Raw genomic sequence first — 22,728 nt, 5'->3', positions numbered from 1 at the left:
TCAGCAAACATTGGCTGTCTCCGCGGGCAAGGCCTGACCCGTCACAGGAGAGAGGCGCTTGCAAGTCTGGTTGAGCAAGCGTGGCTCCATCACAGCATCGATTGGCACAACTTCAAAGTTGGCTTCACGCAGTGTGCCCGCCAAAGACAGCATCGAAAGCGGCGCGCCGAGCGGCAGCCCATCGTATGGAGCAGTTAACATGCAGCCTCCGCAGGCGTGTTCGCAAGCCGCTTGGCGTCGACGGTAGGCTTCATCGCGGTGTAGCGCTTCAACTTGTTGTTGAGCCACAACTCCACCGGCGCGCTATAGATGTCGTGATCCAGCCGCCAGCGAGCGGGAAGCGAAATGCACTTTTGAATCAAGCGAGTAATTTTACCACGCTTGTCCGCGGCAATCGGGACGCGATCGAAGGCCACTCGCAGATAGTCGCGCGTGACCTGCAGCCTGGTGTGTTCCTTGCCATTGAGCCAGGGAAGGCGCGTGTAGCGAGGGAAGTAATCCGCCCATCCCTCCAGCGTGGCTGGAAGCTCGATGCCAAGCTCGGTTGCTTTGGAGAAAACCGGCGAACCCGGATAGGGCGTAAAGATGTTTGTCCACCATTCCGCACCGGGATATTTTCGGCAGGTTTTCATCATGAAATCGATGCTCTCGCGCCTCTCCTTCCTGCCTTCGCCCGGATACGCGAAAATCATGTTGAAGGAGGGCCGAATCCCCGCTTCCAGGCAGCGGGCGGCGCTCTCGTGGATGGCTTCAAAGTCCTGCCAGTCCTTGTTCATCAACTTCAGCACCGTCGGCGAACCGGAATCTATACCCTGACATATCTGCTGTAGGCCCGCGCGGTGCAACAGGCGCAAATCCTCAGGCGAAATCCGCGCGACTACGTTGCTGGTGGCTTGAACGCTCCACTTGAAATGCGAGTTTTCACGTACCAGGCCTTCGGCGATTCCCCGGACGCGGTCCATGTCCACCATAAAGTTGTCATCGACAACCCAGATCATCTCCAGTGCGTACCTGCGGCTGAGATCCACTGTCTCTTCCACAAATTGCTCGGGCGAGAGGGCGTTCCACTTGCGCCCGTAGACGCCGGCGTTTGTGCAGTAACCGCAGTTGAAGGGGCATGCGAGACTAGAGGTGTACATCGCCCAGCGGCGGCCGCACTTGCGCTCGTACGCATCGAAGTCGGCGATCTGGTAGGCCTTTGGGGGCATTTCCGCAAGCGGGCGCAGCGCGCGTTCCGGCGTCATGATCAACTTGCCGTCGCGCTTGAAACCGATGCCCGCGACGAAATCCGGCGCAGACCCGGCACGCAGATGCTGCACCAACTCCAGAAAGCTGTCCTCGCCCTGTCCTCGAACGATGTAGTCGAGGTACGGCGCCTCCAGCGTCTGCTGCGGGAGCAGCGAAGGATGCCATCCGCCCAGCACCACGGGGAAGTCCGGGTCCCAGGCCTTCACTGCTTTTGCGATCTCAACGGTTTCGCGGATCATCGGACCCGTCACCAGCGATACGCCCAGGCAAAGCGCGTCTTTCACTTCTTCGAGGACACGGCCCTTGAAGTCGGGAGTGATGGTTGAGTCGATCAGCACGATTTCAAAGCCGGCACGGATCAGAGGGGTCGCTACGGCTAGAATCCCGAGCGGCGCCGTGGCTTCAGAGCTGGAGAACGATGGAAAGAAGAATACGATTTTTTTTGATGTTCGCACGCTATGCCCGTCACCCGTCGTTGCTTTGATAAGCATAGTGAACCCGCGCCGAGGCGATTGTCATCAGGTTGTAAGCGAAGTGTAATTTTGTTGCCGACAAAGGAAGGAAACATATCCTGTCGTTCGGGATTCGTCAGAGGACAGCGCGGCAACAATCGAATGACCCTAATGTCCTGTCTCTAAACTAATTAGCATAAATATGTGTGGTTATGTCCTCGGATCAAGTGGGAAGAAATCCGATGCCGAGGGGCGTCCACTGCCGCCGTTGTCGATTGGCGAAGAGCAACAACGCTCGGAGGCGTTCAAGTTCTCGCGCGACCCTTAAACCAACGGCGCCGCCTTCATTCCCCGCACCTGCTTCAGCGGCAGGCCCGTCCCACCCGAAAGCGTCTTCTGAATCTCCGCCACAATCGACAGCGCAATCATCGCTGGCGTCTCCGCGCCCAGATCCAGCCCCGTCGGCGAATGAAGCTCTGCCAGCCAGCCTTCAATCACTCGTTCACTCGGCACAAAACCCAGCCTTCGCGCCACATCTTGCAGCAGTTCCCGCGTCCGCCGCTGCGGTCCCAGCACGCCAATGTAAGCAGGCCTCGCAGGACCGCTCAGCAATCCAGCCAGTATGCGCGAATCCTGCTCAAAGCTATGCGTCATCACTACCGCCGCATCGCGCGCACGCGCATCGATCTTCGGCGGCTCATCGGCCGCAAGCACAGTCACTGCATTCGCCTCGATAAACCGCCCCGCAGTCGCCAGATGCGACCTTCCATCCGCAACAGCTACATACCAACCGAGCGTCCGCGCCATCTTCACCAGCGGCTTCGTATCGTCTCCCGCACCAAAGACCCACAGCGCGGGTCGCGCCGCATGCTCTTCGATCCACACCGGCAGATCCGCGCAAAACTTTTCCAGCGCCGCCAACTCCAAATCTCCCGCCGTCATTGCAAACACCCGTTGCCCAATCCGCTCGCCCTGCAACACCGTAGCAATCGCCAGAGGCACACGCGCATTCCACGCTTCCTCCAGCGCCCGCATCACCTCGTCCGCAGTCCCACGCCGCTCCAGCAAAATCCAAACCACCCCGCCGCAGCCTGACCCATACGGCAGCTCGCCATCATCCTCCAGCGTCGAATAACTCTGCACTACCGGACCGCTCTCCGTCAGCCACCAGGCCTTCTTCGCCACAGCAGCCTCCAGGCATCCACCGCTCACCGTGCCCGCGCGCCGTCCATCCGCAGCCAGCAGCATCCGCGCCCCCGGCTTCCGGTAGCTCGAACCCTCCACCTTCACCACCGTTGCCAGCACATACTCCGCCCCGGAAGCCTCCAGATCCCTCCACAGCGGCAATATCTGCTCCAAATCCGTCATCGCATCTCAATCATGGAAAGAAAATTTCAATCATAGAGAAAATGGAGTGTCATTCTGAGCGAACGGGGCCCCGAGCGTTTTTCAGCTCGGGGGTGGTGAGTCGAAGGACCTGCTTTTGTCTTGTCCCTTTTCCCTCGGTCCCTGCCTCAAACAATCTTCGATTGCAGCAAATCCTCAATCCTCACCGGCAGCTCCCTCACCCTTAACCCTGTAGCATGATGCACCGCCGCCGTAATCGCCGGCGCAATCCCCGCCAACCCAATCTCGCCAACCCCGCGCGCGCCATACTCACCCATCACAGGGTCGGGATAATTCAAAAACGTCACATCGATCTCCGGCGCATCCGCACACGTTGCCATCAGATAATCCGCCATGCTGCCATTGATCGGCTGTCCCGTCCGCTCGTCGTAAATCGTCTCTTCCATCAACCCCATGCCCACGCCCATCACCACCGCTCCGGCAATCTGGTTCTCCGCAGCCTTCGGGTTGATAATCCTTCCCCCATCGATCACGCTCACGACCCGGCTCACCCTCAGCCGCGCAATCTCCGGCTCCCACTCCACCTCCACAAACTGCGCCCCATACGAGTGCAGCGAGAATCCCTTCGACTTCGGATCCTCCCATGTCGCGAGCGTCTTACCCTCCGCGCTGATCCGCGCCAGATTCGCCGCCTTCAGCAGGTCCGCAAAGGCAGTCCCACCAGCCGCCGCCGAATCCTTCGCATGCAACCGCCCATTCGTAAACGCAATCGTCTCCACCTTCGCGCCATTCAGCGGAGTTCCCTCCGTCTCCGCCGCCAAATGCTGCAGCCTCCGGATCGCGTTGTCAGCACCCTGCGCAATCGCATTCAGCACCGACCCCGTCACCATCGAACCACCCGAAGTAGGCCCGTCGGGAAGGGAACTGTCCCCCAGAAACACATCGATCCTATCCAGCGGCACGCCAGTTTTCTCATGCGCCACCTGCGCAAACACCGTGTACGTTCCTGTGCCAATATCCTGCGTAGCGCACCTTACGCAAACCCGCCCCGTGTCGCAAAACTCCACCGCCGCCGTGCATGGCAGCCGCAGCGCCACCCAGCTCGCGCCCGCCATCCCCCAGCCCAGCACTTTGCCATCCCGCCGCATCGAACCAATCCCCTGCGTCCGCTTCTCCCACCCAAACTTCTGCGCGCCCGTCTCCATGCACTCGCGATAATGCCGCGAAGAAAACGGCTTCCCACCCTCGCTCTCATCCTTATCGGTATCGTTCAACACACGCAGCTTCACCGGATCCATCGCCAGCGCATCGGCCAACTCATTCATAGCCGCTTCCGTCGCATACAGTCCCGGAACCGCCCCCGGCCCGCGCATATACATCGGCGCGCCCATATTCCGCCTCACCAGCCCGCTCGTCACTTCCAGGTTCGCCACGCTATACAGATACGGCGTAGCCTCACCGCACCCCTCGTCATAATCATCCAGAATCGAAGTGTTGTTCAGGTAATCATGCCGTACCGCCAGCAGCTTGCCTTCCTTAGTTGCACCCAGCTTCACATGCTGCTCCGTGCGCGGCCTGTAGCCCACACTCGAAAACATCATCCGCCGAGTCACACTGAGCTTCACCGGCCGATCCAGCCTCTTTGCCGCAACAGCCGCCAGCGCCGCATGAGGCCACGGAAACAGCTTTCCTCCAAATCCCGATCCCAGGAACCGCGTCACCACGCGCACATTCTCCACAGGCAGTCCCAGCACCTGCGCCATCACCACGCGATGATTCACCACGCCCTGCGAAGTCTCAAACATCGTCACGCGGTCCCCATCCCAAACCACCACGCTCGCATGCAGCTCAATCGGGCTATGCGTCTCGACAGGCGTAATGTAAGTCTGGTCCACCTTCACCGGAGCCGCGTCAAAAACCTTATCCGGATCACCGCGCTTTGAAACCGACTTCCGCTTCCCGTCAAAATCCGCCAAACTTGCCTTCACATTGGATGGCAGCGCTTCATACTCCACCCTCACCGCCGCAGCAGCAGCCGTAGCCTGCTCTAAAGTATTCGCCACCACAACTGCCACATACTGGCCCCAGTGCCGAACAATCTCGTCCTCAAGCGCGGCCCTTACCTCGCTGTTCGTCGCATTCTGGTCGCCGGGAACCGTCCTGTACAGCTTCCCCACATTCCCGTGATCCAGCACCAGCAACACCCCCGGCATCTTTCCAGCAACAGACGAGTCCACCTTCACAATCCGCCCACTTGCAATCGTCGCCGTCACCGGAATCGCATGCACCATCCCCGGAAAATAAAAGTCCGCTGCATACTCCGCCGCGCCGGTAGTCTTCATCGGCCCGTCAATCCGCGACGTAGCCTTCCCAACAATCGAACTCCCAATCATCGAATCCGGTTCCACCACAGTCATTCCCATACATCCCCCGTTCTCTGCTCATCAAGCACGATCAGTGGGTGCCCCAGGTCTCGATTTTGAGACCTGGGATACCGCGAAGCAGACTCGCGCGCATCGGTTCTTGTCCCTGCTCACAATCCCTACGCAGTCGCCATCTTCAGCGTCCTCACCACACATCTCTTCGCCAACTCCACCTTGAACGCATTATCCCGCCGCGCCCTCGCATGCCTCATCGCCGCCTCAGCCGCCGCACGAAAATTCGCCGCCGTAGCTTCCTTGCCCATCAGCGCCGCCTCGGCTTCATGGGAACGCCACGGCTTCGTACCCACCCCACCCATAGCCACGCGCACATACTTCACGCGTCCACCCTCAACGCGAGCCACCACCGCCGCACTCGCCAGTGCAAACTCATAACTCGCGCGATCCCGCAGCTTCAAATAAGCGCTCTTCGCACCCTCCACGGGCTTCGGCAGCTCCACATACGTCACCAGCTCACCGGCTGCGAGCGCATTCTCAATCTGCGGAGTCTCCCCCGGCAGCTTATGGAAATCCGCAAACCCAATCGTGCGCTTCCCATTCGGCCCTTCAACATGAATCACAGCTTCCAAAGCCGCCATCGCCACGCACATATCGCTCGGATGCGTCGCAATGCAGTGCTCGCTAGTACCCAGCACCGCATGAACTCGATGAAACCCATCCATCGCCGCGCAGCCCGTCCCCGGCGCGCGCTTGTTGCACCCATATCCGCCCGGCTGGCCCGCGCTCGGATCGCGAAAATACGCGCACCTCACCCGCTGCAACAAATTCCCACCCGTAGTCGCCATATTCCGCAACTGCGGTGAAGCCCCCGAAAGAATCGCCTGAGAAAGCACAGCGTATTTTTCCTTCACCGTCGCATTCCATGCCAGATCCGAGTTCCGCACCAGCGCGCCAATCGTCAACCCGCCAGAAGGCGTCAGTTCAATCTTGTCCAGCGGCAGAAGATTAATGTCCACGAGGCCCGAAGGCTTCTCAACCCCCAGCTTCATCAAATCCACCAGCGTAGTCCCACCGGCAATAAACCGCGCATTCACCGCAAAGCCAGCCAACGCCTTCTCCGTCCCCGTCGCCTTCACATACCCAAAACTCTGCATCGAAACCCTCCACTCCACCGGGTGCCCCACCCTCGCCGCGTCTTTGTTTTTGCGGCTAGGGTGGGATAACTGATCTCTGACCCCTGATCTCTGTCGGTTCGAGCTACGCTCGAACCGACTTCACCGCCGCCAAAATATTCTTATAAGCCCCACACCGGCAGATATTCCCCGCCATCGCATGTCGAACGTCTTCATCTAACGGCCCAATCGGCTCCTTTAACAACGCCACTGCGCTCATAATCTGCCCGCTCGTGCAATAGCCGCACTGGTAGCCGTCATGCTCCACAAACGCCGCCTGCATCGCATGCATCTTCTCCGGCTCGCCCAGCCCTTCAATCGTCGTAACCTCATCGCCCTCATGCATCACCGCAAAGGAGAGGCAGCTATTCACCCGCCGTCCATTCACATGCACCGTGCACGCACCGCACTGTCCGTGATCGCAACCCTTCTTCGTCCCAGTCAGATGAATCCGCTCCCGCAGCGTATCCAGCAGCGTCGCCCGCGTGTCCAGCCCCTTCAACGCGTATTCCTTGCCGTTCACCCGCAGCGTCACATCGGCCACATGCTCGGCCTCTGGCGGGGCTTCAGCTCCAGGCTCCGTCACCGGCACAGCCCTCGCCAGCGGGGCTGCAGTCAGCACACCCGCCGCGCCCAATCCGGAGAGAAATGTCCGTCGCGTGAACCCACCCTGCACCGGTTCAGGCGCAAGAGGTTCAAGGTCGATACTCTGCCGCTCCGCATCCGCCGTCGCCGCAGCAGGAACGTTACGCGGCCCCAAATGCTTAAAACGAGTCCCAGGAAAATCGGCCACAGCGGGCCTCCTTGATGAAGAGAAATACGAACAGGCTCCCATTGGCAGGGAACCTGGGAACAACATTCAAGTATCGGCGGCTCACCCGCCGTGCCCATCATCCTAATTGATCTGCTATACAGCTTTCCGCTCTATCCACCGCTTTGATCAGGTCAATAAAGCAACCGGGTGCCCCACCCTCGCCGCGTTCTTGTTTTTGCGGCTAGGGTGGGAGAACTGATCTCTACCCCCTGATCTCTATCTGTTCAACAGCTCCATCATCGCCGGCGCATACCGCGTACCAGACACCACATTCAACGGAAACTCCGCACTCAGCTTCTCCACCAAATCTGCCGGAACCGCAGCATCCACAGCCGCCGCATTTTCTTCCAGATACTTCCTGCGCTTGGTCCCCGGAATCGGCACAACATTCTCACTCTGCTTGAGCACCCACGCCAGCGCCAACTGGCTTGAAGTCAACCCCACCCCAGCGGCATACTCCTTCACCTTCTCCACCAGAGCCAGGTTCTTCTGGAAATTCTCGCCTTGGAATCGCGGCGAGTTCCGCCGAAAGTCATCCGCCTCAAAATCGTCAGGGCTCTTGAACGCGCCGGTCAAAAAACCACGTCCCAGCGGACTGTACGCCACAAACCCCGTACCCAGCTTTTCGCAGAGCGCCAGCAATCCCTCTTCCGGCTCCCGCGACCACAGGGAATACTCCGTCTGAAGCGCCGTAATCTGGTGGACTGCATTCGCCCGCTCCAGCGTCTCCGGCGCAGCCTCGCTCAAGCCGAGATACCGCACCTTGCCTTCCTCCACAAGCCGCGCCATCTCGCCCACCGTCTCTTCAATCGGAGTCTTCGCGTCAACGCGATGCTGGTAGTAGAGATCAATCGTCTCCACCTGCAGCCGCTTCAGGCTCGCCTCGGCAGATTTCCGCACATACGCCGGGCTTCCATCCACGCCCCGCTTCGTCGGGTTCGCAGGATCGCGCACTATTCCAAACTTCGTCGCCAGAAAAACCCTGTCGCGCCGATCCTTGATAGCCCGTCCCACTAACTCTTCATTGGTATAAGGCCCGTAAACATCCGAGGTGTCCAGAAAATCGATCCCCAGTTCCAATGCGCGGTGAATCGTGGCAATCGATTCCTGCTCATCGCCAGCCCCGTAGAACTCGCTCATGCCCATGCAGCCCAGCCCAATGGCTGAAACCTCAGGCCCCTTCGCTCCCAACCGTCGCTTCTTCATAACCGACACTCCTGTCGAGCTTGATTTTGCCTCTTCCGAACAGAATTGTCATCCTGAGCGTCAAGAATGGATTCTGCGTCATCGTTAGTCAGGAATCAATCCGGAGCACACCAATGCGCAACCAATGGATTGCAGTTCTCATGACAGTTGCTGTTCCGTTCCTCTTCACGCTCTCCTGTTCTGCTCAAACCCCAAAGAGCAAGGAGTTAACTTACGAAGTCGTTTCTGTAAAAAAGTCGAAAGGTGATCCGAATAGCAGTAATCTTAGCGTTCGCCGCGATATCCTCTCCGCGGATACCGTGCTTCCGAGGCTCATCCAATACGCCTTTGGCCTTCCCTGGGGGGATCAGGTATCAGGTCTTCCAAAGTGGGCGGAATCCACGCGTTTCGATGTAGAAGCCAAGATGGACGAGGACACAATGGCAGCGCTCGATAAGCTGCCCGCGGAAGAACGTCAGGCAAAACGCAGAGAAATGTGCGCCCAAATCCTGACGGAGAGATTCGGCTTGAAATTCCATCACGAGGTGAAGGTCTTGCCGGTTTACCATCTCGTGATTGCGAAGGGCGGGGCCACGCTGAAAAGGACCGAATCCAAGTCGCCGGGTTCACAGACTTCCATGGATCGGGCAAAACTGGTCGGCACCGGTATGACAACCGCCGATATCGCAACCACCTTGTCCCGCAAGGTCGACAGGCACATCCTCGACAAGACCGGCCTGACCGGCAGATACGACCTGGAGCTGAAATGGGCCGCGGATGATGATGAAGACCTTCAATCCATCGACCAGCAAGCCACCATCATCACGGCTCTGCGCGAGCAGTTGGGCCTGAAACTGCTTCCTTCAAAAGACTCTGTGGAGATCATCGTCGTGGATGCCGTCAGCCAGCCTTCCGAAAACTGATCTCCTGCGTTCCAGGGATTTCCCGTACCCCATCACTGCGGCCGGGTGCCTGTAGAGGATCAAGAGGTTGTACCATCGCCGGCACGCTAAAAGCTAAGAGCTAAAAGCTAAAAGCTGCTCTCACGCTATCGCCATTAGCTGCTGCTCTTCCCGCTCTGTCTCTGCCGATTCCGAAGAGCGGGTCAATCCCAGTTTCTCTTCAATCTTCCGGTAGTTCGCAATCTTGTGCGTCAGGATTGCATGCGCCTTCTCAAGCGCCTCAATCTGCGTCGCAACCACTGACTGGTGGTCTTCTAGGATCTTCCGCCGTTCGAGCGAAGTCACCTCGCCCTGCTCCCGCAGCGCCGCGTACCGTTGCAGCTCCCGGATCGGGATATTCGTATCCCGCATGCAGTGCAGAAATTCCAGCCACACCGCATCGGTCTCAGAGTAGCGCCGGTGTCCGTTCCGAGCCCTGCCCACAGGCTGAATAAGTCCAACACGTTCGTAATAACGTAGAGTGTGCGTCGTCATACCGCAGCGCTCCGCCATCGTGCGAATGGTATAGCCAATGTTCCGCATACCATCAACGTACTCCTTGAAGCACGCTCAAAGTCAATAATTCCGGGTAGTCGACGAAGAGCCTTGTTTGCCATCAAAACTGCATTTTATCAATAACTTAAGGGTCGTAATCGCAAGCTTGTCTTTACTTGCTTAACATTTCTTAAGACTTCGATTCAGGTTCAGCATCGCTCCACGTTACTAAAGTCCATTGGACCTTTGTGCGGAATTTCTTTCAGAAAGTTTGCTTAGAATTAAGGTCGTTTGTGAAACAATCATAATCAGCAGAAATACGACGGCCCGAATCCATCATGGATTTGGGCCGTCGTCGTTAAGACTGGAGAGAGTACCCCCTCCCCGCCTTTTTCACTGTCACAGGGAACCATCTCGTCGAGGATATCTATGGCCTTTTATATTCTTTTGCCCTTTATCTACAACCCTGTTCCCTGTTCCCTGTTCCCTATTCCCTCGCAACTGGGCAGCGAAGCTGCACAGTTGCGGAATGAAGATCGCATAAAGATTTGTATAAGGAGTGTGGAAAATCTCACAAACTGAACAAAATAAATAGCTTGGAAATCGACCTTGCACAGGATAACTCCCGGAGTCGTCCAAAATCGAACACCTAGCAAGTCGAAGCATTATCATCATCCACACGGATCGAAAGCTCAAATGAATCAGCTAAATTACAGCACCATGCTTCAAGTAGCACTTGAAGAAGCTCGACTCGGTCTTTCCGAAGGAGGCGTCCCCGTCGGCGCAGCTTTATTCACAGCCCAAGGCGAACTCCTCGGCCGTGGCCGCAACCGCCGCGTCCAGCAGAGCGATCCCAGCGTCCACGGCGAAACTGACGCCTTCCGCGCCGCGGGCCGACAGCGCTCTTACCGTGACAAGATCATGGTCACAACACTCGCTCCCTGCTGGTACTGCTCCGGACTCATCCGCCAATTCCGCATCGGAACCCTCATAGTCGGCGAAAGCCGCACCTTCTCCGGCGGCCTCGACTGGCTCCGCGAAAACGGCGTCCAGGTCATCGACCTCGACAACGCCGAATGCCGCAGCCTGATGGACCGCTTCATCGCCGCCAACCCCGAAATCTGGAACGAAGACATCGGAGAGGATGAACCATGAACCGCCGCAAATTTCTCTCATCCACACTCGCCGCCTCCGCCGCTACTCTTGCGAGCGCACAGGAGGCAAGAACAGAGTTCAAATTCACCCACCGGCAGTTCTATCTGCTTCGCCGCTACACCATGCAAACCGGGCCCCAAACCGCACTCACTGAAAAATATCTCAGCGAAGCCCTGATTCCTGCCTTGACCCGTCGCAACCGAGGGTCCGTGGGAGCCTTCCGTTTGGAAGTAGGTCCGGAAACCCCCAGCTTCTACGTGCTGATTCCTGGTAACTCGCCCGTCGTCACCATGATTGAGGAAGATCTGGCCGCCGATGCGGAATATCTCAAAGCCGCCGAGCCGTTTCTGGCCGCGCCCGCCACATCTCCCGCGTTCCTTCGTGTGGATTCATCCCTGCTCGTCGCCTTCCGTGGCTGGCCAGGCATCACTCCACCCGCCAAAGGCGCAAAGCGCATCTTCCAGCTTCGCACCTATGAGAGCCCCAGCTTCCACGCCCATGAAGTGAAGGTCAAAATGTTCCACTCCGGCGAATTTGACATCTTCAAAGCCGCCGGTTTCCGCCCCGTCTTCTTCGGTGACACACTCGTCGGCCCACGCATGCCCAGCCTTACCTACATGCTCGCCTTCGACGACACAGCCCAGCTCGACGCCCAATGGAACACCTTCCGCAACGACCCCAACTGGAAGAAGCTCTCTGCCGACCCGCGCTTTGCCTACGAGGCCATCGTCAGCAACATCACTAACCTCTACCTCAGCCCGTTGTCCGCTTCACAGATCTGAGTCACAGTCCGGCAAACTTCAGCGAATACGCCTGTGCCGGGTCGAAAGCATTCCGCAGAATCCCCATCGACTTCAACTGGTCATAGCTGGCTTGCCAGCGTGCCGCCGTCATCCGGCCAATCTGCGGATCGTCGCCAATAAACCCGCCGTCACGCAGCGCCTGAGCCGTATAAGCCTCCTGTGCCGGATTCAGCGCCGGATTCAGAGCCAGAAGATATTTGTTCACTGGGCCGGGATCTTTGAGGTAATCCTGCCAACCGCGAATTGTGGCCCGCACAAACTTCTGTACCACGTCGGCATGTTGTTGCGCGTACTCCCGTGTGGTGAACTGCACGCGGTACGGATCGTATCCCGAACTGCTGATAAGAATTGTTCGCGCCTCCGCACCGGCCTGCTTTATGAAAAATGGCTCGCTGGTGATAAAGACCTGCTGGACGTAATTGGGATCGGCCAGAAAGTTCGCCACCGACCGCGTAGACGAAATCTGCTTCACGTTTTTCAGGCCGTACCGTGTCGTTACATACTTCAGCCACGTCGCGCCGGTCTGTGCCGCAATGGTATGGCCCTCGAGATCTTTGAAATCATGAATAGGCGAATCCTTATGCACCATGATCGCCTGCGCATCGTGCTGCATCGTCGCCGCAACGGCCTGAAGCGGCAGCCCATTCGAGTTCCACTCCAGAAGCTGGTCGCTCGTGCCCAGTCCGAAATCAGCCTTGCCGTTCATCACCAGTTGTCCACTACTGCCATACTGCGGCAGCGGCACAAGCGTTACTTCCAGCCCTTCGGCCTTGTAATAGCCGTTGAGTTGAGCTTCAAAAAATCCGCCATGCTCCGGCTGGGGATACCAGTCCAGCTGCAGCCGCACCGGCGTTAAGCCATTCGCCGTGCCTGTCGTGCCGCTTCTGCAGCCCGAGACAGGAACAACTACGCCAGCGGTTAGCAGAACCGCGCAAAGAGCCGTCCATACATGCACACGCAATTTCAGTCGTATCATGCCAGTCCTTCAAAGAAAGGAAAACCATCCGTGATTGAAAGCTATCATGCGCCTCGCACTGCGCTTCTTCATTGCTTTCTCATGGGGCCGCAGTGCAAAGTTTTGATATGGCATTCACTTCCAGCAGCAGTCATCAGCTTGCGCTCGATCATGAGCGCATGGCCGCGCTGGCCGCATTTACAGCCCGTTCGCTTGAAACGCCTGCCCCGCGTCCTTTTGGCGCAGCTGTCGTGCATACGCGTACCGGCAAATTACTTCTCCGAGCATTGAATGATGCGCACCGCCAGTTTGACCCCTCGCTCCACGCCGAGGTTCGCGCCATTCGACTTGCCACACGCCGCCTCAAGACGCTCTCACTCGCGGGTTATACGCTGTACACCACCTGCGAGCCATGCCCCATGTGCATGAGTTGCGCGTTGTGGTCAGAGCTGGATCGTGTCGTCTACGGCGCTACCATCGACGACGCTAAACGCCACGTTCTGCAGATTCACATACCGGCCACGGAAGTCGCCAAACGCAGCGACATGAGCTGTGTTGTCGACGGTCCCGTCTTGCGTGACGAATGCAACGCTCTCTTTACGCATCCCAATATGCTCCGCGCTTTCCGCGAGTGGGCCACAGGCCGCAAGAAGAGGCCGGCATGAGTGAACAGCTTGCGTCAGATATGCGTCAACTCATCGCCGATCCCGCACGCGTGATCACCGCGCCGGCGGTTCTCGACCGCCTCTCGCACGATTTTTATTGGTACTCGCCCATCCTCCATCCGCAGCTTGTGAACAAGCAGGGCGATATCGCAGTCCAGCCGGTCAATGTGGAGGAGATTCTCGCGGTTCTTCGATTCGCCGGTCAACATGAGATTCCAGTGACCACGCGCGGCGCGGGCACCGGCAACTATGGCCAGTGCGTCCCACTTCACGGCGGCATCATCCTCGATCTGTCTTTGATGGACAAGCTCGAATCGGTTACCCAGGATGGCGTTGCTATCTGCCAGCCGGGCCTGCGTCTCGGTGCGCTTGAAACTGAAGCTCGCACTCGCGGATGGGAGCTGCGGATGTATCCTTCGACGCTCGTTAAAGCATCCGTTGGCGGTTTCCTCTGTGGCGGCTCAGGCGGTATTGGTTCAGTCGCTCACGGTGGTCTACGCGACTTCGACACGGTTCGCGCCTTCGAAGTCGTCACAATGGAAGATGAGCCGCGCGTCGTGCTGCATGAAGGTGCAGCGGTACATGAGATTCTCCATGCCTGGGGAACCAACGGTATCCTCACGCGCATCTGGTTTGCGCTCACGCCAGCCATCGCGTGGATACAGATCGCGATTGCATTTGATGGCTATGACAAAGCTTTCGACTTCGCTGAATCCATCGCTGTCGGTGCCGAATGGATCAAACGCCTTGTCACGGTCTTCGAGTGGTCCATTCCATCCTTCTTTACGCCCGTCAAGCAGGTTGTTCGCGAAGGAAAGTCGATCGTTCTGTTGATGATTGCTACGGATCAACTGGCCTCGCTGCGTGAAGCTGCTCAATCTGCGGGAGGCGAGGTCACATTTACCGGTGCTTATGACGGCCCACGTACCCAGCCGCTGCTGAGCGATTACACATGGAACCACACCACGCTCTGGGCCATGAAGGCTGATCCTTCCTGGACTTACCTTCAATGCGGCTTTTCGCCCACCGAATGTCGTGAACAATTCCGCAAACTTCGTGAGCGCTTCGGCGAAGAGTTTCTCTTCCACATAGAGTTCATGAAAAACGGTGAAGGCGTGGTCATCCCCGGCGCAATTCCGGTTGTTCGCTTCACCACACCCGAACGCCTGCAGGAGATGATTGACTATTGCCGTGCAATCGGAGTGTTTGTCGCCAATCCGCACGTAAACTATCTGGAAGATGGCGGCCGATTCCGTCCCGATAACATACAACTGCGAGTCAAGCAGAAATACGATCCACGCGGCCTGCTTAATCCCGGCAAAATGGTCAGCTTTCACAAGGAGACCCTGGAAGTGGAAACTGCTCAATGAAGACCTGGATCCCCGATGCGCGCAACTTCGCGTACCTGACATGGAAGCAGGTGGACGCACTTCCGCGCGAGACCACTCTGCTGGTTTTGCCCACTGCTGCGATTGAGCAGCACGGTCATCATCTACCACTTGCGACGGACACACTGATCAATAATCTGCTGCTCGGTAAGGCGCTTGAGCTTGTTCCTGTCGATTTGCCCATCTGCTACGGCAAGAGCAATGAACATCTTGGCTTTCCAGGTACGCTCTCGGTATCTGCAACAACCTTTCTCTCTGTCGTGCGCGATCTCGGCGCCAGCATAACCGCGAGCGGCTTCAAGAAAGTTGTCCTGTACAACACTCACGGTGGCAACACCTCTCTAGTAGATGTGCTGGCGCGCGATCTTCGTGCGGAGTTTGGCCTGCGAGCCTTTTCGCTCTTCGGCTCACCCGGCGCGAGCTTTGAAGGCGTCAGTCAGCAGGAGCGTACGTACGGCTTCCATGCAGGCGAAATCGAAACAGCTTATCTCTTACACGCCACGCCGGAGCTCGTCGACACGTCCGAGTACACTTCGAATTACATTGCCCGCGTCGATCAACCAGAATTGCTCAAGCCGGAAGGCTCTTCAGCCAACTTCGCCTGGCTCACCCGCGACATCGCACCGAGCGGCGTTCTTGGCGATCCAACTTTGGCAACCGCGGAAAATGGCGCGCGCTGGGCCAACGAGGCGGCGGCACGACTGGCTGAGATTCTCATTGCCATGTACAACTTTGTTCCGAAGCATGGAGCCTGACCAATGGCGCTTGTGGATTGCGGCAATGGAGTAAGGCTGGAGCGAGGAGTTGAGTGCCGCCTAAGCGATGACACGATTCTCGTCTCCGATCATTACTATCCAGAGGGTCAAGGTCCTTGGCCGACGCTCTTCATACGTCAGCCATACGGGCGCGACATCGCTTCGACAGTCGTCTACGCACATCCAGTCTGGTTTGCCCGCCACGGCTTCCACGTTGTAATTCAGGATGTGCGCGGCAGAGGTGGGTCAACCGGCGAGTTCTATCCGTTCCGTAACGAGGGCCGCGACGGCGCGGAGTCTATTGCATGTCTAAGGACACATTCGGCCTGCAACGGCCGCATCGGCATATATGGATTTTCCTACCAGGGAGCTACGCAGTTGCTTGCCGCGGCTGAGCAGCCTGAGGGACTGGTATGCATAGCGCCGCACATGACTGCTGTGGATCTTTATCACGGCTGGTTTTATCACCACGGTGCTTTGCGCCTGTCCTCTACGCTTGGCTGGGGCATTCAGATGCTGCGTGAGGATGCCCGCCGCAAGGGCCTGCGCGCGGCAAGTGACAAACTGGAAGCTGCGTGGACCAGTATTCGCACTCAGTCAGCTTTTGCGCCCTACTTTTTGCATCCGGCGATTGATGATCCAGCGCTTCCGAGCTATGTCCGTGATTGGATGACGCATCGCGAGCCTGGGGATTACTGGGCAGAGTTGGACATCAGCACGCGACTCGATCGAATTCACTTGCCGGCGCTGCACATCTCTGGTTGGTTTGATACGTATCTTGAAGGCTCTATTGCCGGCTACCTTGCCTTGCGCGAGCGCGCCGGTACGGAGTATGCCAGAAAGAACCAATACCTGCTTGCCGGTCCGTGGGTTCATATTTCATGGGGAGACCGCACAGGCGAATCGACTTTGGGCGAAGCAGCTAACCTCAACACGAATGAGATTCTTCTGCGATGGTTCGATCACTGGCTCAAGGATGCTGAGACATGGAGTGATGAGCCGCGTATTCGATATTTCTCTCTAGGTCCGAATGAGTGGCGCGCGTCGGAGGAGTGGTCTGCGGAATCAGATTGTCCGCTGTACTTGCATAGCAGCGGTAATGCTAACTCCCGCAAAGGCGACGGAATTCTGACAGCCAACGCGCCGGAGACAGATGAGCCGCGCGATGTCTTCGTCTACGATCCTGAAGTTCCCGTGATGGCTCCCGGTGGGCCGCAAGCTATGAGCGGTTCATTCGATCAGTCCGCCATGGAGATGGGGAACAATCTGCTTGTCTATACCTCAGAGCCTGTAGCAAAGGCAACAGAGGTTCTAGGCCAGCCTCGCATGAAGCTCTACACGACAACATCCGCGCCGAATGCGGATTTTACTGCCAAGCTAGTGCGCGTTATGCCAAATGGACGGGCAGAGTTTTTGTGCATCGGCATTGCCCGGAGTTCGTGGGTCTTCCGCAATGCTGGTTATGAGCCGGACTCGATTCAGGCATGGGAGTTTTCTTTGGAGCCTATTGCTTTTGTGCTTGCGCGGGGTGAGCGGCTGCGGCTTGAGATTGCCAGTTCGGCGTTTCCGCTTTACGACCGTAATCCTTCCTGCGACACTCCGTCGCAACTTGCAGATAGCTGGAACTCGGCGCGATCTACACAGCAGATTCTGCATACTGTCTCACATGCTTCGGCTCTCTATCTTCCAGTGAAGGGAGAGCCGGGATGGTGACTGAAGCAGGTACGATTCCGGAAATTGTGCTGCATGGCGTGGAGAAGCGCTTTCGCGGAGGCGCGCCGGTGCTGCAAGGCATCTCGCTCAATATTGAACGAGGCGAGTTCGTGAGCATTCTTGGTCCATCCGGTTGCGGCAAATCCACGCTATTGCGGCTTGTCTCTGGCCTGAGTCCTTTGACCGCAGGATCGGTCAGTGTGAATGGCATGACTCCGGAAAATGCTCGGCAGATGATGAGCTTTATCTTTCAAGATGCGACGCTGCTGCCGTGGCGCACCGTGGAGCAGAATGTAGGCCTAGGCCTGGAACTGGAACACGCGGCGCGTTCTCTTCGTGAGGAGCGTGTGGCGCAGATGCTCGAGCTGGTGCGTCTGGGCGATGTTGCGCAGAGCTATCCCAGGCAGCTTTCGGGTGGCATGAAGATGCGCGTTTCAATTGCGCGCGCCCTTGTGAGCCGGCCACGCACTCTGCTGATGGATGAACCTTTTGCCGCGTTGGACGAGATGACGCGTGACCGTATGAATGAGGAGCTTTTGCGTTTGTATGCCGAGCAGAAGTGGACTGTTCTATTTGTGACGCATTCGGTGGCAGAAGCGGTTTTTCTCTCGACGCGAATCATTATTCTTGCGCCTCATCCGAGCCGAGTGGTGCATGACGTTGCTATCGAACTGCCGTGGCCGCGGACTGCGGAGACGCGGGAGTCGGATGCGTTTGAGGCAGAAGTTACGCGTGTATCGCGCCTGCTGAGAGGAGCGCAGCACGCATGAAGAAGCGGGCGTGGCTTATCGTTAATAGCGCGATTGTATTTGTGTGCCTGATTGGACTGTGGGCTAGCGTGGTGGCGATGGCGCATTTTCCTGTTTATATGCTTCCCGGGCCGGGTGCAGTTCTTGCTGCGGCGTGGGAGCGCTATCCTTCGCTGCTTAATTCGCTCTGGATTACGACGATAGAGGCTGTGGGTGGACTTGCTGCCAGCATTGTTGTTGGAATCGCGGCGGCGCTGCTCTTTGCCCAGTGGCGCTGGATGCGTCAGCTTGTCTATCCCTACACGATTCTTTTGCAGACTGTGCCGATTGTTGCGATTGCGCCGCTGATTATCAACTGGGTTGGGCCGGGGATTTCGGCTGTGATGCTTGTGACTTTCATTATTTGTCTTGCGCCGATTATTGCGAATACGACGCAAGGACTGATTAGTGTGGATCGCAATCTGATCGATCTTTTTCTGATGCACAAGGCGGCGCCGGCCCAGGTGCTGCTGAAGCTGAAGCTGCCTCATGCGCTGCCGAATCTGTTTACCGGGATCCGGATTTCTGCTGGAATTGCTGTGATTGGAGGCATTACCGGCGAACTCTTTGCCGGATCGACCCGCGTGGGCGAAGGCGGATTGGGTTATTCCATTATTTACGCGAATAATCAGATGGAAACCGGCTATATGTTTGCATTGGTGGCGGCGGCGACGCTGCTGGGGTTTGGTTTTTTCTTTCTGGTGATGTTCTTCGAGTGGCTGGCGCTGCACCACTGGCATGAGTCCACTCGTGAAACTGTTGGTGAGTAGGCGATGCTGCGGATGGAGACGGAAAACGGCTGGCAATTGATTACGCATCCTGACCATGCGCGGCGGGTTGAGGGGAGATTATTCAAGTCTTCCGAGGAGTTGGCCGCGGCTTTTTGAGCTGCGCCGGTGGAAGAAGCGAGTGTTCGATTGCGGACAACGATGTGAGTTATCCTGTGCAGCCCTGTCTCCGAAGTGATGTTTTTTGTTGGGGTTGGGGCAAAGTTCACACTCCTGATAGAAATCTTTATGCGATCTTTATTCCGCAACTGTGCAGCTTCACTGCCCAGTTGCGAGGGAACAGGGTTATAGATAAAGGGCAAAAGAATATAAAAGGCCATAGATATCCTCGACGAGATGGTTCCCAGTGACAGTGACAAAGGCGGGAAGGGAATGCACTCTCCCGTTTTAACGACGACGGCCCGAATCCATCATGGATTCGGGCCGTCACTTTTCTCTGCTGATTATTAGTAAAGCACAAATGGGGTTAATTTTATGCAAACTATCTGAAGAGGCGAGACGTTACGAAAGGGCATTGGACTTTCGTAATATGAGCTACAAGGACTATGGGGACTGAAAAGCAAAAGCAGGTTCTTCACTCGGCCTGAAGTACAGCTAGGTACAGGATGACGGGCTGGCTATTGTGGTATCCCAAGTCCCAACAACAGGAACCTGGGGCACCCGTCGTTGACAGTCGCTTCCATCCCCGGTCCCCAAAGGCGAGGGACCGGGGGCACCCTCAGTGTTGCTTGGAGCGCAGCGGGATCGGGGCCACCCGCCAGCGGAGGCGTCGGTCAGGGCCGCGCGTCCTTGGCGCGCCGCGTAGCGGTCGGAGCGAAGCGCAGAGCCTTGACGGACGACGGAGCGGAGGGTATTCGGCCATGGATGCTCAAGGGCTGTGTTTTCAACACGTTCACGCACAGCAACCGCCGCGTTTACGCAGAACACCCTCTAAACGCCCGCTTTTCCTCTTAGTCGATGATTCCATTCACGTTCACCCACAGCAACCTGTAAACGCCAGCATTTTCGCGGCTATTGACTCTAGGCCGCTCATTCCATTGACGTTCCCGCAGAGGAACTTTTAGTTCCTCCACAGCACCCATTCGGGGGTGACGTGTCACCCCTCAACCCGATGCCGTAGGCAGCGTTTCTTCCATACGCAGCAAGGCCGCCCCCGAAGAGACGGCCCGCTGACTATAAACGAACCTAGTGGTGAGCGAAGTCTACCCATAGGGCGATGGCCCATAAGCCACCGGTGATGATCCACCACAGCCCTCGCTTCGGCTGCCGGTAACGCAAGAGCAAGCTACCCCACACGATGTCCGCCAGCAGGAAGGCTCCTAAGACCGGCAGAGCGAGAGCCCACACGAAGGGCTCGCCCGTTACAGGGATCGCTCCATGCTCTTCCGGTATTCTCCAGCCGTGGGAAGCGAGCCTAAGGTAAAGCAGGATTCCCGCCGCGTTCGAGAGCAGGAACACGAGATCAAGGGGTTTTACCGAGCTGCCCGAAGGGCGATCTACGGATGCGATTGACATGTGTATGTCGCCTTTCCAGAAGCCAGAGCTATGCCAAGATTTCTAAACTGCGCCTGCTGAGCAGTAGCTCCGTTTGACGAGTTGAACGCCGCATACGTGTTTGAGATCGCACTAGACGCCCAAGCGTATCCCGCGCCTTGCAGATAGGCCCCCACCGCTATGTTGGCTACAGGTGTGTAACCGTAGTAAAAGTTGAAGGTTCCTGATCCTGTCACATAACGCTGGTAGTCGTAATATCCAAATTGACCAACAGCAGCCCCCGCTCCCGAGAGTCCATTGGTTGCACCATTCGCGGCGATATTACTGACGCTGAATCCCGGAGGAGCCATGAAATTTGCCCCTGTGCTCGTTGAACAAGGCACCGCGTTCGCCGGGAAAGGATACGGCGACATTTTATTTGGGGCTCTGGAGGACTGCAGTTATTAATCCCCATACTATCCGTAGCGCAACAAAAACCGCTATTCCGACAGAAACGCCTTTTTTATTCCTGACGAAATAAAAGCAGAAGAGAAAGGCCACCAACCCAATTGCAAATCTCCTCATCGCCTCCGGTTGAAATAGCATGAAGGACAAGGCGATGCAGTAGAGTGCGCTGAAAGCCGCTCCGACACCCCAGAAGCGATCTCGGGGGGAAAGTGGGGAGGCTTTCGCTATGGGACTACGTTTGAACATTTGAGTACCCCATAGAGATATGTCGCGCCATCCAAGGCGAGTTTAGCTTCTGCTACGGAGGTCACGAGTGCACCCGCCGCCTCGCCAAGCAGCGAAGTGGCGACAGTCGGAGTGACCTCTATGGTGTTCTCAGCAGCACCCTCTCCCTCGATAAATAGCAGCGATGAACCTGTCGGAATATTTCCAACTGCAGTAACAGCCGTACTAGTGAGTTTTCCTTGCGCAACACTGATCACGGCTCCTCCTCTGTTTGGTCCCGTGACCAGGTTTGAAATTGTAGAAAAATCGTTTCCGAGCGCATTTTGTAGAAAAGTTGGCGCGCCTTGCGGAAGCAGCGCCGCAAGAGACAGTGAATTACCAACATTGGCAGCGCATTGTGCGATCGCTTTCGCTTTTTGTAAGTTACTTGGGGCTGCTAACGAAGCCTCAATACGTCCATACCCAATAGGGCTAGATTCAGAAGCAGTAGCCCTTGAAACGAAATCATGCGCAAAAGTGAGGCACCCTCATTTGTTTCTGACAATCGGCGTCTTATTGAAAGGTAGATTAGCAAAGCACAAGCCACGATGATCAATGGGTAAAATGCTGCCAACAAGAGATCAAACCTTTTCGTCTCTGACGCGGAAGCGCTGAAACGAAGGAATGTCTTTAATTCCATTGCTCCAACTAATACGCTAGTGACAAAGATTTGGAGCCCAATCACCCAGCGATTCATGTAGATCGCCGTTGTGGGTTTTCGTATTCTCTCTTTGCCAAAAGCATGATCTAGATTACTCATTCACGGTCTCCTACTTGCATCCGCTCACAAATCCGTAGAGGTCAAGTCCGGCCGCTCCCAATGCTTCAAGCCCAGCAATTCCGCCGGTAATAGCGGCGAAGGGAAGTGCAACAGGAGCGGTGACAGGAACGAATGTTCCGAAAGCAACAGCTCCTGCCGCGACCAGACCGTTTGCTGTGGCGGTCACAGTAAGAGTCTTAACCGAGGCAGTGATCGCGAAGCAGCGTGCTTCAAGCTGTTGTTCGGGCGTCCGAGTTGGGGCACCGTTACGTCCGCCTCCTGGAATGTTCGGCTGTTGAGGACCGCTACCTCCAAGGTCAGGTTCGTTGGGACCGCTGGGTGGTGGATCGGGTTGGTTGGGTGGTGGATCGGGTTGGCCAGGAGCGTCAACACACAGATCAGCATCACATTCCGGTGCATTGCCCCAGCCGTTATCACCCCAGACACATTGTTCCCCATCAGGGCATCCGTCCCCATCCTCCAGCCCAGCCGGATCAATGCGACTAAGTGGGTTGTTCTTTGCATAGACATATCTGTTGAAACTCTGCGGATTGTAGATGTTGTAGCTGCCGTAGTACGGATCAGGCGAATGCCATCTTCCCTGCGTGCTGTTGTACTGCCGGAACTGTGCATGATCCGTGTCGGATTCTGAATCGGAATCGAGCATGGCATAGTGATATGCGTCCGTATCCGAACCGGAGGCCGTCATCTGAGCGTC

General features: G+C 57.0%; 20 protein-coding genes. 9 read left to right on the top strand and 11 right to left on the bottom strand.

All coding sequences use genetic code 11. The features are described 5' to 3' along the window. From ABSG47_RS09470 to ABSG47_RS09440, 7 genes are all read right to left on the bottom strand, one after another. Window positions 1–201 (bottom strand): hypothetical protein, encoded by a 201-nt coding sequence (locus ABSG47_RS09470; RefSeq protein WP_424169199.1) that lies wholly within the window; start codon window positions 199–201, stop codon window positions 1–3. After that, window positions 195–1,739, bottom strand: coding sequence for a B12-binding domain-containing radical SAM protein (locus ABSG47_RS09465; protein ID WP_424169197.1), 1,545 nt, complete (start codon window positions 1,737–1,739; stop codon window positions 195–197). The genes ABSG47_RS09470 and ABSG47_RS09465 overlap by 7 nt, the downstream gene beginning before the upstream one ends. Window positions 1,740–2,024: 285 nt before the next feature. Next, window positions 2,025–3,068 carry an XdhC family protein gene (locus tag ABSG47_RS09460; RefSeq protein ID WP_424169195.1) on the bottom strand — a complete coding sequence of 348 codons (1,044 nt, stop codon included), beginning with the start codon at window positions 3,066–3,068 and terminating at the stop codon, window positions 2,025–2,027. Between the two features lie 146 nt (window positions 3,069–3,214). Then, a complete protein-coding gene (locus ABSG47_RS09455) occupies window positions 3,215–5,464 on the bottom strand; it encodes a xanthine dehydrogenase family protein molybdopterin-binding subunit (protein ID WP_424169194.1) in 2,250 nt (749 codons plus the stop codon). A gap of 125 nt (window positions 5,465–5,589) precedes the next feature. Next, window positions 5,590–6,582, bottom strand: a complete 993-nt coding sequence (locus ABSG47_RS09450; RefSeq protein ID WP_424169192.1) for an FAD binding domain-containing protein — start codon at window positions 6,580–6,582, stop codon at window positions 5,590–5,592. A 103-nt stretch (window positions 6,583–6,685) separates the two neighbouring features. Next, window positions 6,686–7,393: a (2Fe-2S)-binding protein gene (locus tag ABSG47_RS09445; protein ID WP_424169190.1), complete on the bottom strand. Its 708-nt coding sequence runs from the start codon at window positions 7,391–7,393 to the stop codon at window positions 6,686–6,688. Between the two features lie 237 nt (window positions 7,394–7,630). Then, window positions 7,631–8,620, bottom strand: a complete 990-nt coding sequence (locus tag ABSG47_RS09440; RefSeq protein ID WP_424169188.1) for an aldo/keto reductase — start codon at window positions 8,618–8,620, stop codon at window positions 7,631–7,633. Window positions 8,621–8,733: 113 nt separating this feature from the next. On the opposite strand from ABSG47_RS09440, the gene ABSG47_RS09435 reads away from it, so the two are divergent. Beyond that, window positions 8,734–9,522: a TIGR03435 family protein gene (locus ABSG47_RS09435; RefSeq protein ID WP_424169186.1), complete on the top strand. Its 789-nt coding sequence runs from the start codon at window positions 8,734–8,736 to the stop codon at window positions 9,520–9,522. 120 nt (window positions 9,523–9,642) lie between these two features. On the opposite strand, the gene ABSG47_RS09430 is transcribed toward ABSG47_RS09435, so the two are convergent. Next, window positions 9,643–10,083, bottom strand: a complete 441-nt coding sequence (locus ABSG47_RS09430; protein ID WP_424169184.1) for a MerR family transcriptional regulator — start codon at window positions 10,081–10,083, stop codon at window positions 9,643–9,645. A gap of 648 nt (window positions 10,084–10,731) precedes the next feature. Between ABSG47_RS09430 and ABSG47_RS09425 the strand changes: the two genes are divergently transcribed. Then, window positions 10,732–11,190: a nucleoside deaminase gene (locus tag ABSG47_RS09425; RefSeq protein ID WP_424169182.1), complete on the top strand. Its 459-nt coding sequence runs from the start codon at window positions 10,732–10,734 to the stop codon at window positions 11,188–11,190. Continuing rightward, complete coding sequence (locus tag ABSG47_RS09420; protein ID WP_424169180.1) at window positions 11,187–11,972, top strand: NIPSNAP family protein; 786 nt, start codon at window positions 11,187–11,189, stop codon at window positions 11,970–11,972. Before ABSG47_RS09425 ends, ABSG47_RS09420 begins: the two co-directional genes overlap by 4 nt. A 1-nt stretch (window position 11,973) precedes the next feature. Here ABSG47_RS09420 and ABSG47_RS09415 read toward each other — a convergent pair whose 3' ends face one another. Continuing rightward, window positions 11,974–12,969 (bottom strand): ABC transporter substrate-binding protein, encoded by a 996-nt coding sequence (locus ABSG47_RS09415; RefSeq protein ID WP_424169178.1) that lies wholly within the window; start codon window positions 12,967–12,969, stop codon window positions 11,974–11,976. 107 nt (window positions 12,970–13,076) lie between these two features. Here ABSG47_RS09415 and ABSG47_RS09410 point away from each other — a divergent pair, with 107 nt between their 5' ends. The 6 genes from ABSG47_RS09410 to ABSG47_RS09385 are packed head-to-tail and all read left to right on the top strand — an operon-like array spanning window position 13,077 to window position 19,027. Further along, on the top strand, window positions 13,077–13,613 hold the full coding sequence (locus tag ABSG47_RS09410) for a nucleoside deaminase (RefSeq protein WP_424169176.1): 537 nt from the start codon (window positions 13,077–13,079) through the stop codon (window positions 13,611–13,613). Beyond that, window positions 13,610–14,983, top strand: coding sequence for an FAD-binding oxidoreductase (locus ABSG47_RS09405; RefSeq protein WP_424169174.1), 1,374 nt, complete (start codon window positions 13,610–13,612; stop codon window positions 14,981–14,983). Before ABSG47_RS09410 ends, ABSG47_RS09405 begins: the two co-directional genes overlap by 4 nt. Then, window positions 14,980–15,756, top strand: coding sequence for a creatininase family protein (locus ABSG47_RS09400; protein WP_424169172.1), 777 nt, complete (start codon window positions 14,980–14,982; stop codon window positions 15,754–15,756). Before ABSG47_RS09405 ends, ABSG47_RS09400 begins: the two co-directional genes overlap by 4 nt. A gap of 3 nt (window positions 15,757–15,759) precedes the next feature. Beyond that, entirely contained in the window at window positions 15,760–17,469 is a 1,710-nt protein-coding gene (locus ABSG47_RS09395; protein WP_424169170.1) for a CocE/NonD family hydrolase, read from the top strand. Continuing rightward, window positions 17,463–18,239, top strand: a complete 777-nt coding sequence (locus ABSG47_RS09390) for an ABC transporter ATP-binding protein (RefSeq protein ID WP_424169168.1) — start codon at window positions 17,463–17,465, stop codon at window positions 18,237–18,239. Before ABSG47_RS09395 ends, ABSG47_RS09390 begins: the two co-directional genes overlap by 7 nt. Continuing rightward, window positions 18,236–19,027, top strand: coding sequence for an ABC transporter permease (locus ABSG47_RS09385; protein WP_424169166.1), 792 nt, complete (start codon window positions 18,236–18,238; stop codon window positions 19,025–19,027). Before ABSG47_RS09390 ends, ABSG47_RS09385 begins: the two co-directional genes overlap by 4 nt. A 1,203-nt stretch (window positions 19,028–20,230) precedes the next feature. On the opposite strand, the gene ABSG47_RS09380 is transcribed toward ABSG47_RS09385, so the two are convergent. Both ABSG47_RS09380 and ABSG47_RS09375 read right to left on the bottom strand, forming a co-directional pair. After that, complete coding sequence (locus ABSG47_RS09380; RefSeq protein ID WP_424169164.1) at window positions 20,231–20,560, bottom strand: hypothetical protein; 330 nt, start codon at window positions 20,558–20,560, stop codon at window positions 20,231–20,233. Window positions 20,561–22,020: 1,460 nt separating this feature from the next. Next, window positions 22,021–22,728 (bottom strand): RHS repeat-associated core domain-containing protein (locus tag ABSG47_RS09375; RefSeq protein WP_424169162.1); only part of this gene is annotated, 708 nt, incomplete at its 5' end.

The sequence above is a fragment of the Occallatibacter sp. genome (genome assembly GCF_049510455.1).
In the GTDB taxonomy this organism is placed as follows: domain Bacteria; phylum Acidobacteriota; class Terriglobia; order Terriglobales; family Acidobacteriaceae; genus Telmatobacter.
The sequence above is the reverse complement of the archived record's forward strand: the minus strand, read 5'-3'. Positions and strand labels throughout refer to the sequence as shown.

Coding starts and splice junctions, on each gene's coding strand:
- ABSG47_RS09425 (WP_424169182.1), top strand. CDS start 10,732: ATGAATCAGCTAAATTACAGCACCATGCTTCAAGTAGCACTTGAAGAA.
- ABSG47_RS09435 (WP_424169186.1), top strand. CDS start 8,734: ATGCGCAACCAATGGATTGCAGTTCTCATGACAGTTGCTGTTCCGTTC.
- ABSG47_RS09460 (WP_424169195.1), bottom strand. CDS start 3,068: ATGACGGATTTGGAGCAGATATTGCCGCTGTGGAGGGATCTGGAGGCT.
- ABSG47_RS09470 (WP_424169199.1), bottom strand. CDS start 201: ATGTTAACTGCTCCATACGATGGGCTGCCGCTCGGCGCGCCGCTTTCG.
- ABSG47_RS09390 (WP_424169168.1), top strand. CDS start 17,463: ATGGTGACTGAAGCAGGTACGATTCCGGAAATTGTGCTGCATGGCGTG.
- ABSG47_RS09440 (WP_424169188.1), bottom strand. CDS start 8,620: ATGAAGAAGCGACGGTTGGGAGCGAAGGGGCCTGAGGTTTCAGCCATT.
- ABSG47_RS09455 (WP_424169194.1), bottom strand. CDS start 5,464: ATGACTGTGGTGGAACCGGATTCGATGATTGGGAGTTCGATTGTTGGG.
- ABSG47_RS09410 (WP_424169176.1), top strand. CDS start 13,077: ATGGCATTCACTTCCAGCAGCAGTCATCAGCTTGCGCTCGATCATGAG.
- ABSG47_RS09395 (WP_424169170.1), top strand. CDS start 15,760: ATGGCGCTTGTGGATTGCGGCAATGGAGTAAGGCTGGAGCGAGGAGTT.
- ABSG47_RS09415 (WP_424169178.1), bottom strand. CDS start 12,969: ATGATACGACTGAAATTGCGTGTGCATGTATGGACGGCTCTTTGCGCG.
- ABSG47_RS09430 (WP_424169184.1), bottom strand. CDS start 10,083: ATGCGGAACATTGGCTATACCATTCGCACGATGGCGGAGCGCTGCGGT.
- ABSG47_RS09450 (WP_424169192.1), bottom strand. CDS start 6,582: ATGCAGAGTTTTGGGTATGTGAAGGCGACGGGGACGGAGAAGGCGTTG.
- ABSG47_RS09465 (WP_424169197.1), bottom strand. CDS start 1,739: ATGCTTATCAAAGCAACGACGGGTGACGGGCATAGCGTGCGAACATCA.
- ABSG47_RS09400 (WP_424169172.1), top strand. CDS start 14,980: ATGAAGACCTGGATCCCCGATGCGCGCAACTTCGCGTACCTGACATGG.
- ABSG47_RS09380 (WP_424169164.1), bottom strand. CDS start 20,560: ATGTCAATCGCATCCGTAGATCGCCCTTCGGGCAGCTCGGTAAAACCC.
- ABSG47_RS09385 (WP_424169166.1), top strand. CDS start 18,236: ATGAAGAAGCGGGCGTGGCTTATCGTTAATAGCGCGATTGTATTTGTG.
- ABSG47_RS09405 (WP_424169174.1), top strand. CDS start 13,610: ATGAGTGAACAGCTTGCGTCAGATATGCGTCAACTCATCGCCGATCCC.
- ABSG47_RS09420 (WP_424169180.1), top strand. CDS start 11,187: ATGAACCGCCGCAAATTTCTCTCATCCACACTCGCCGCCTCCGCCGCT.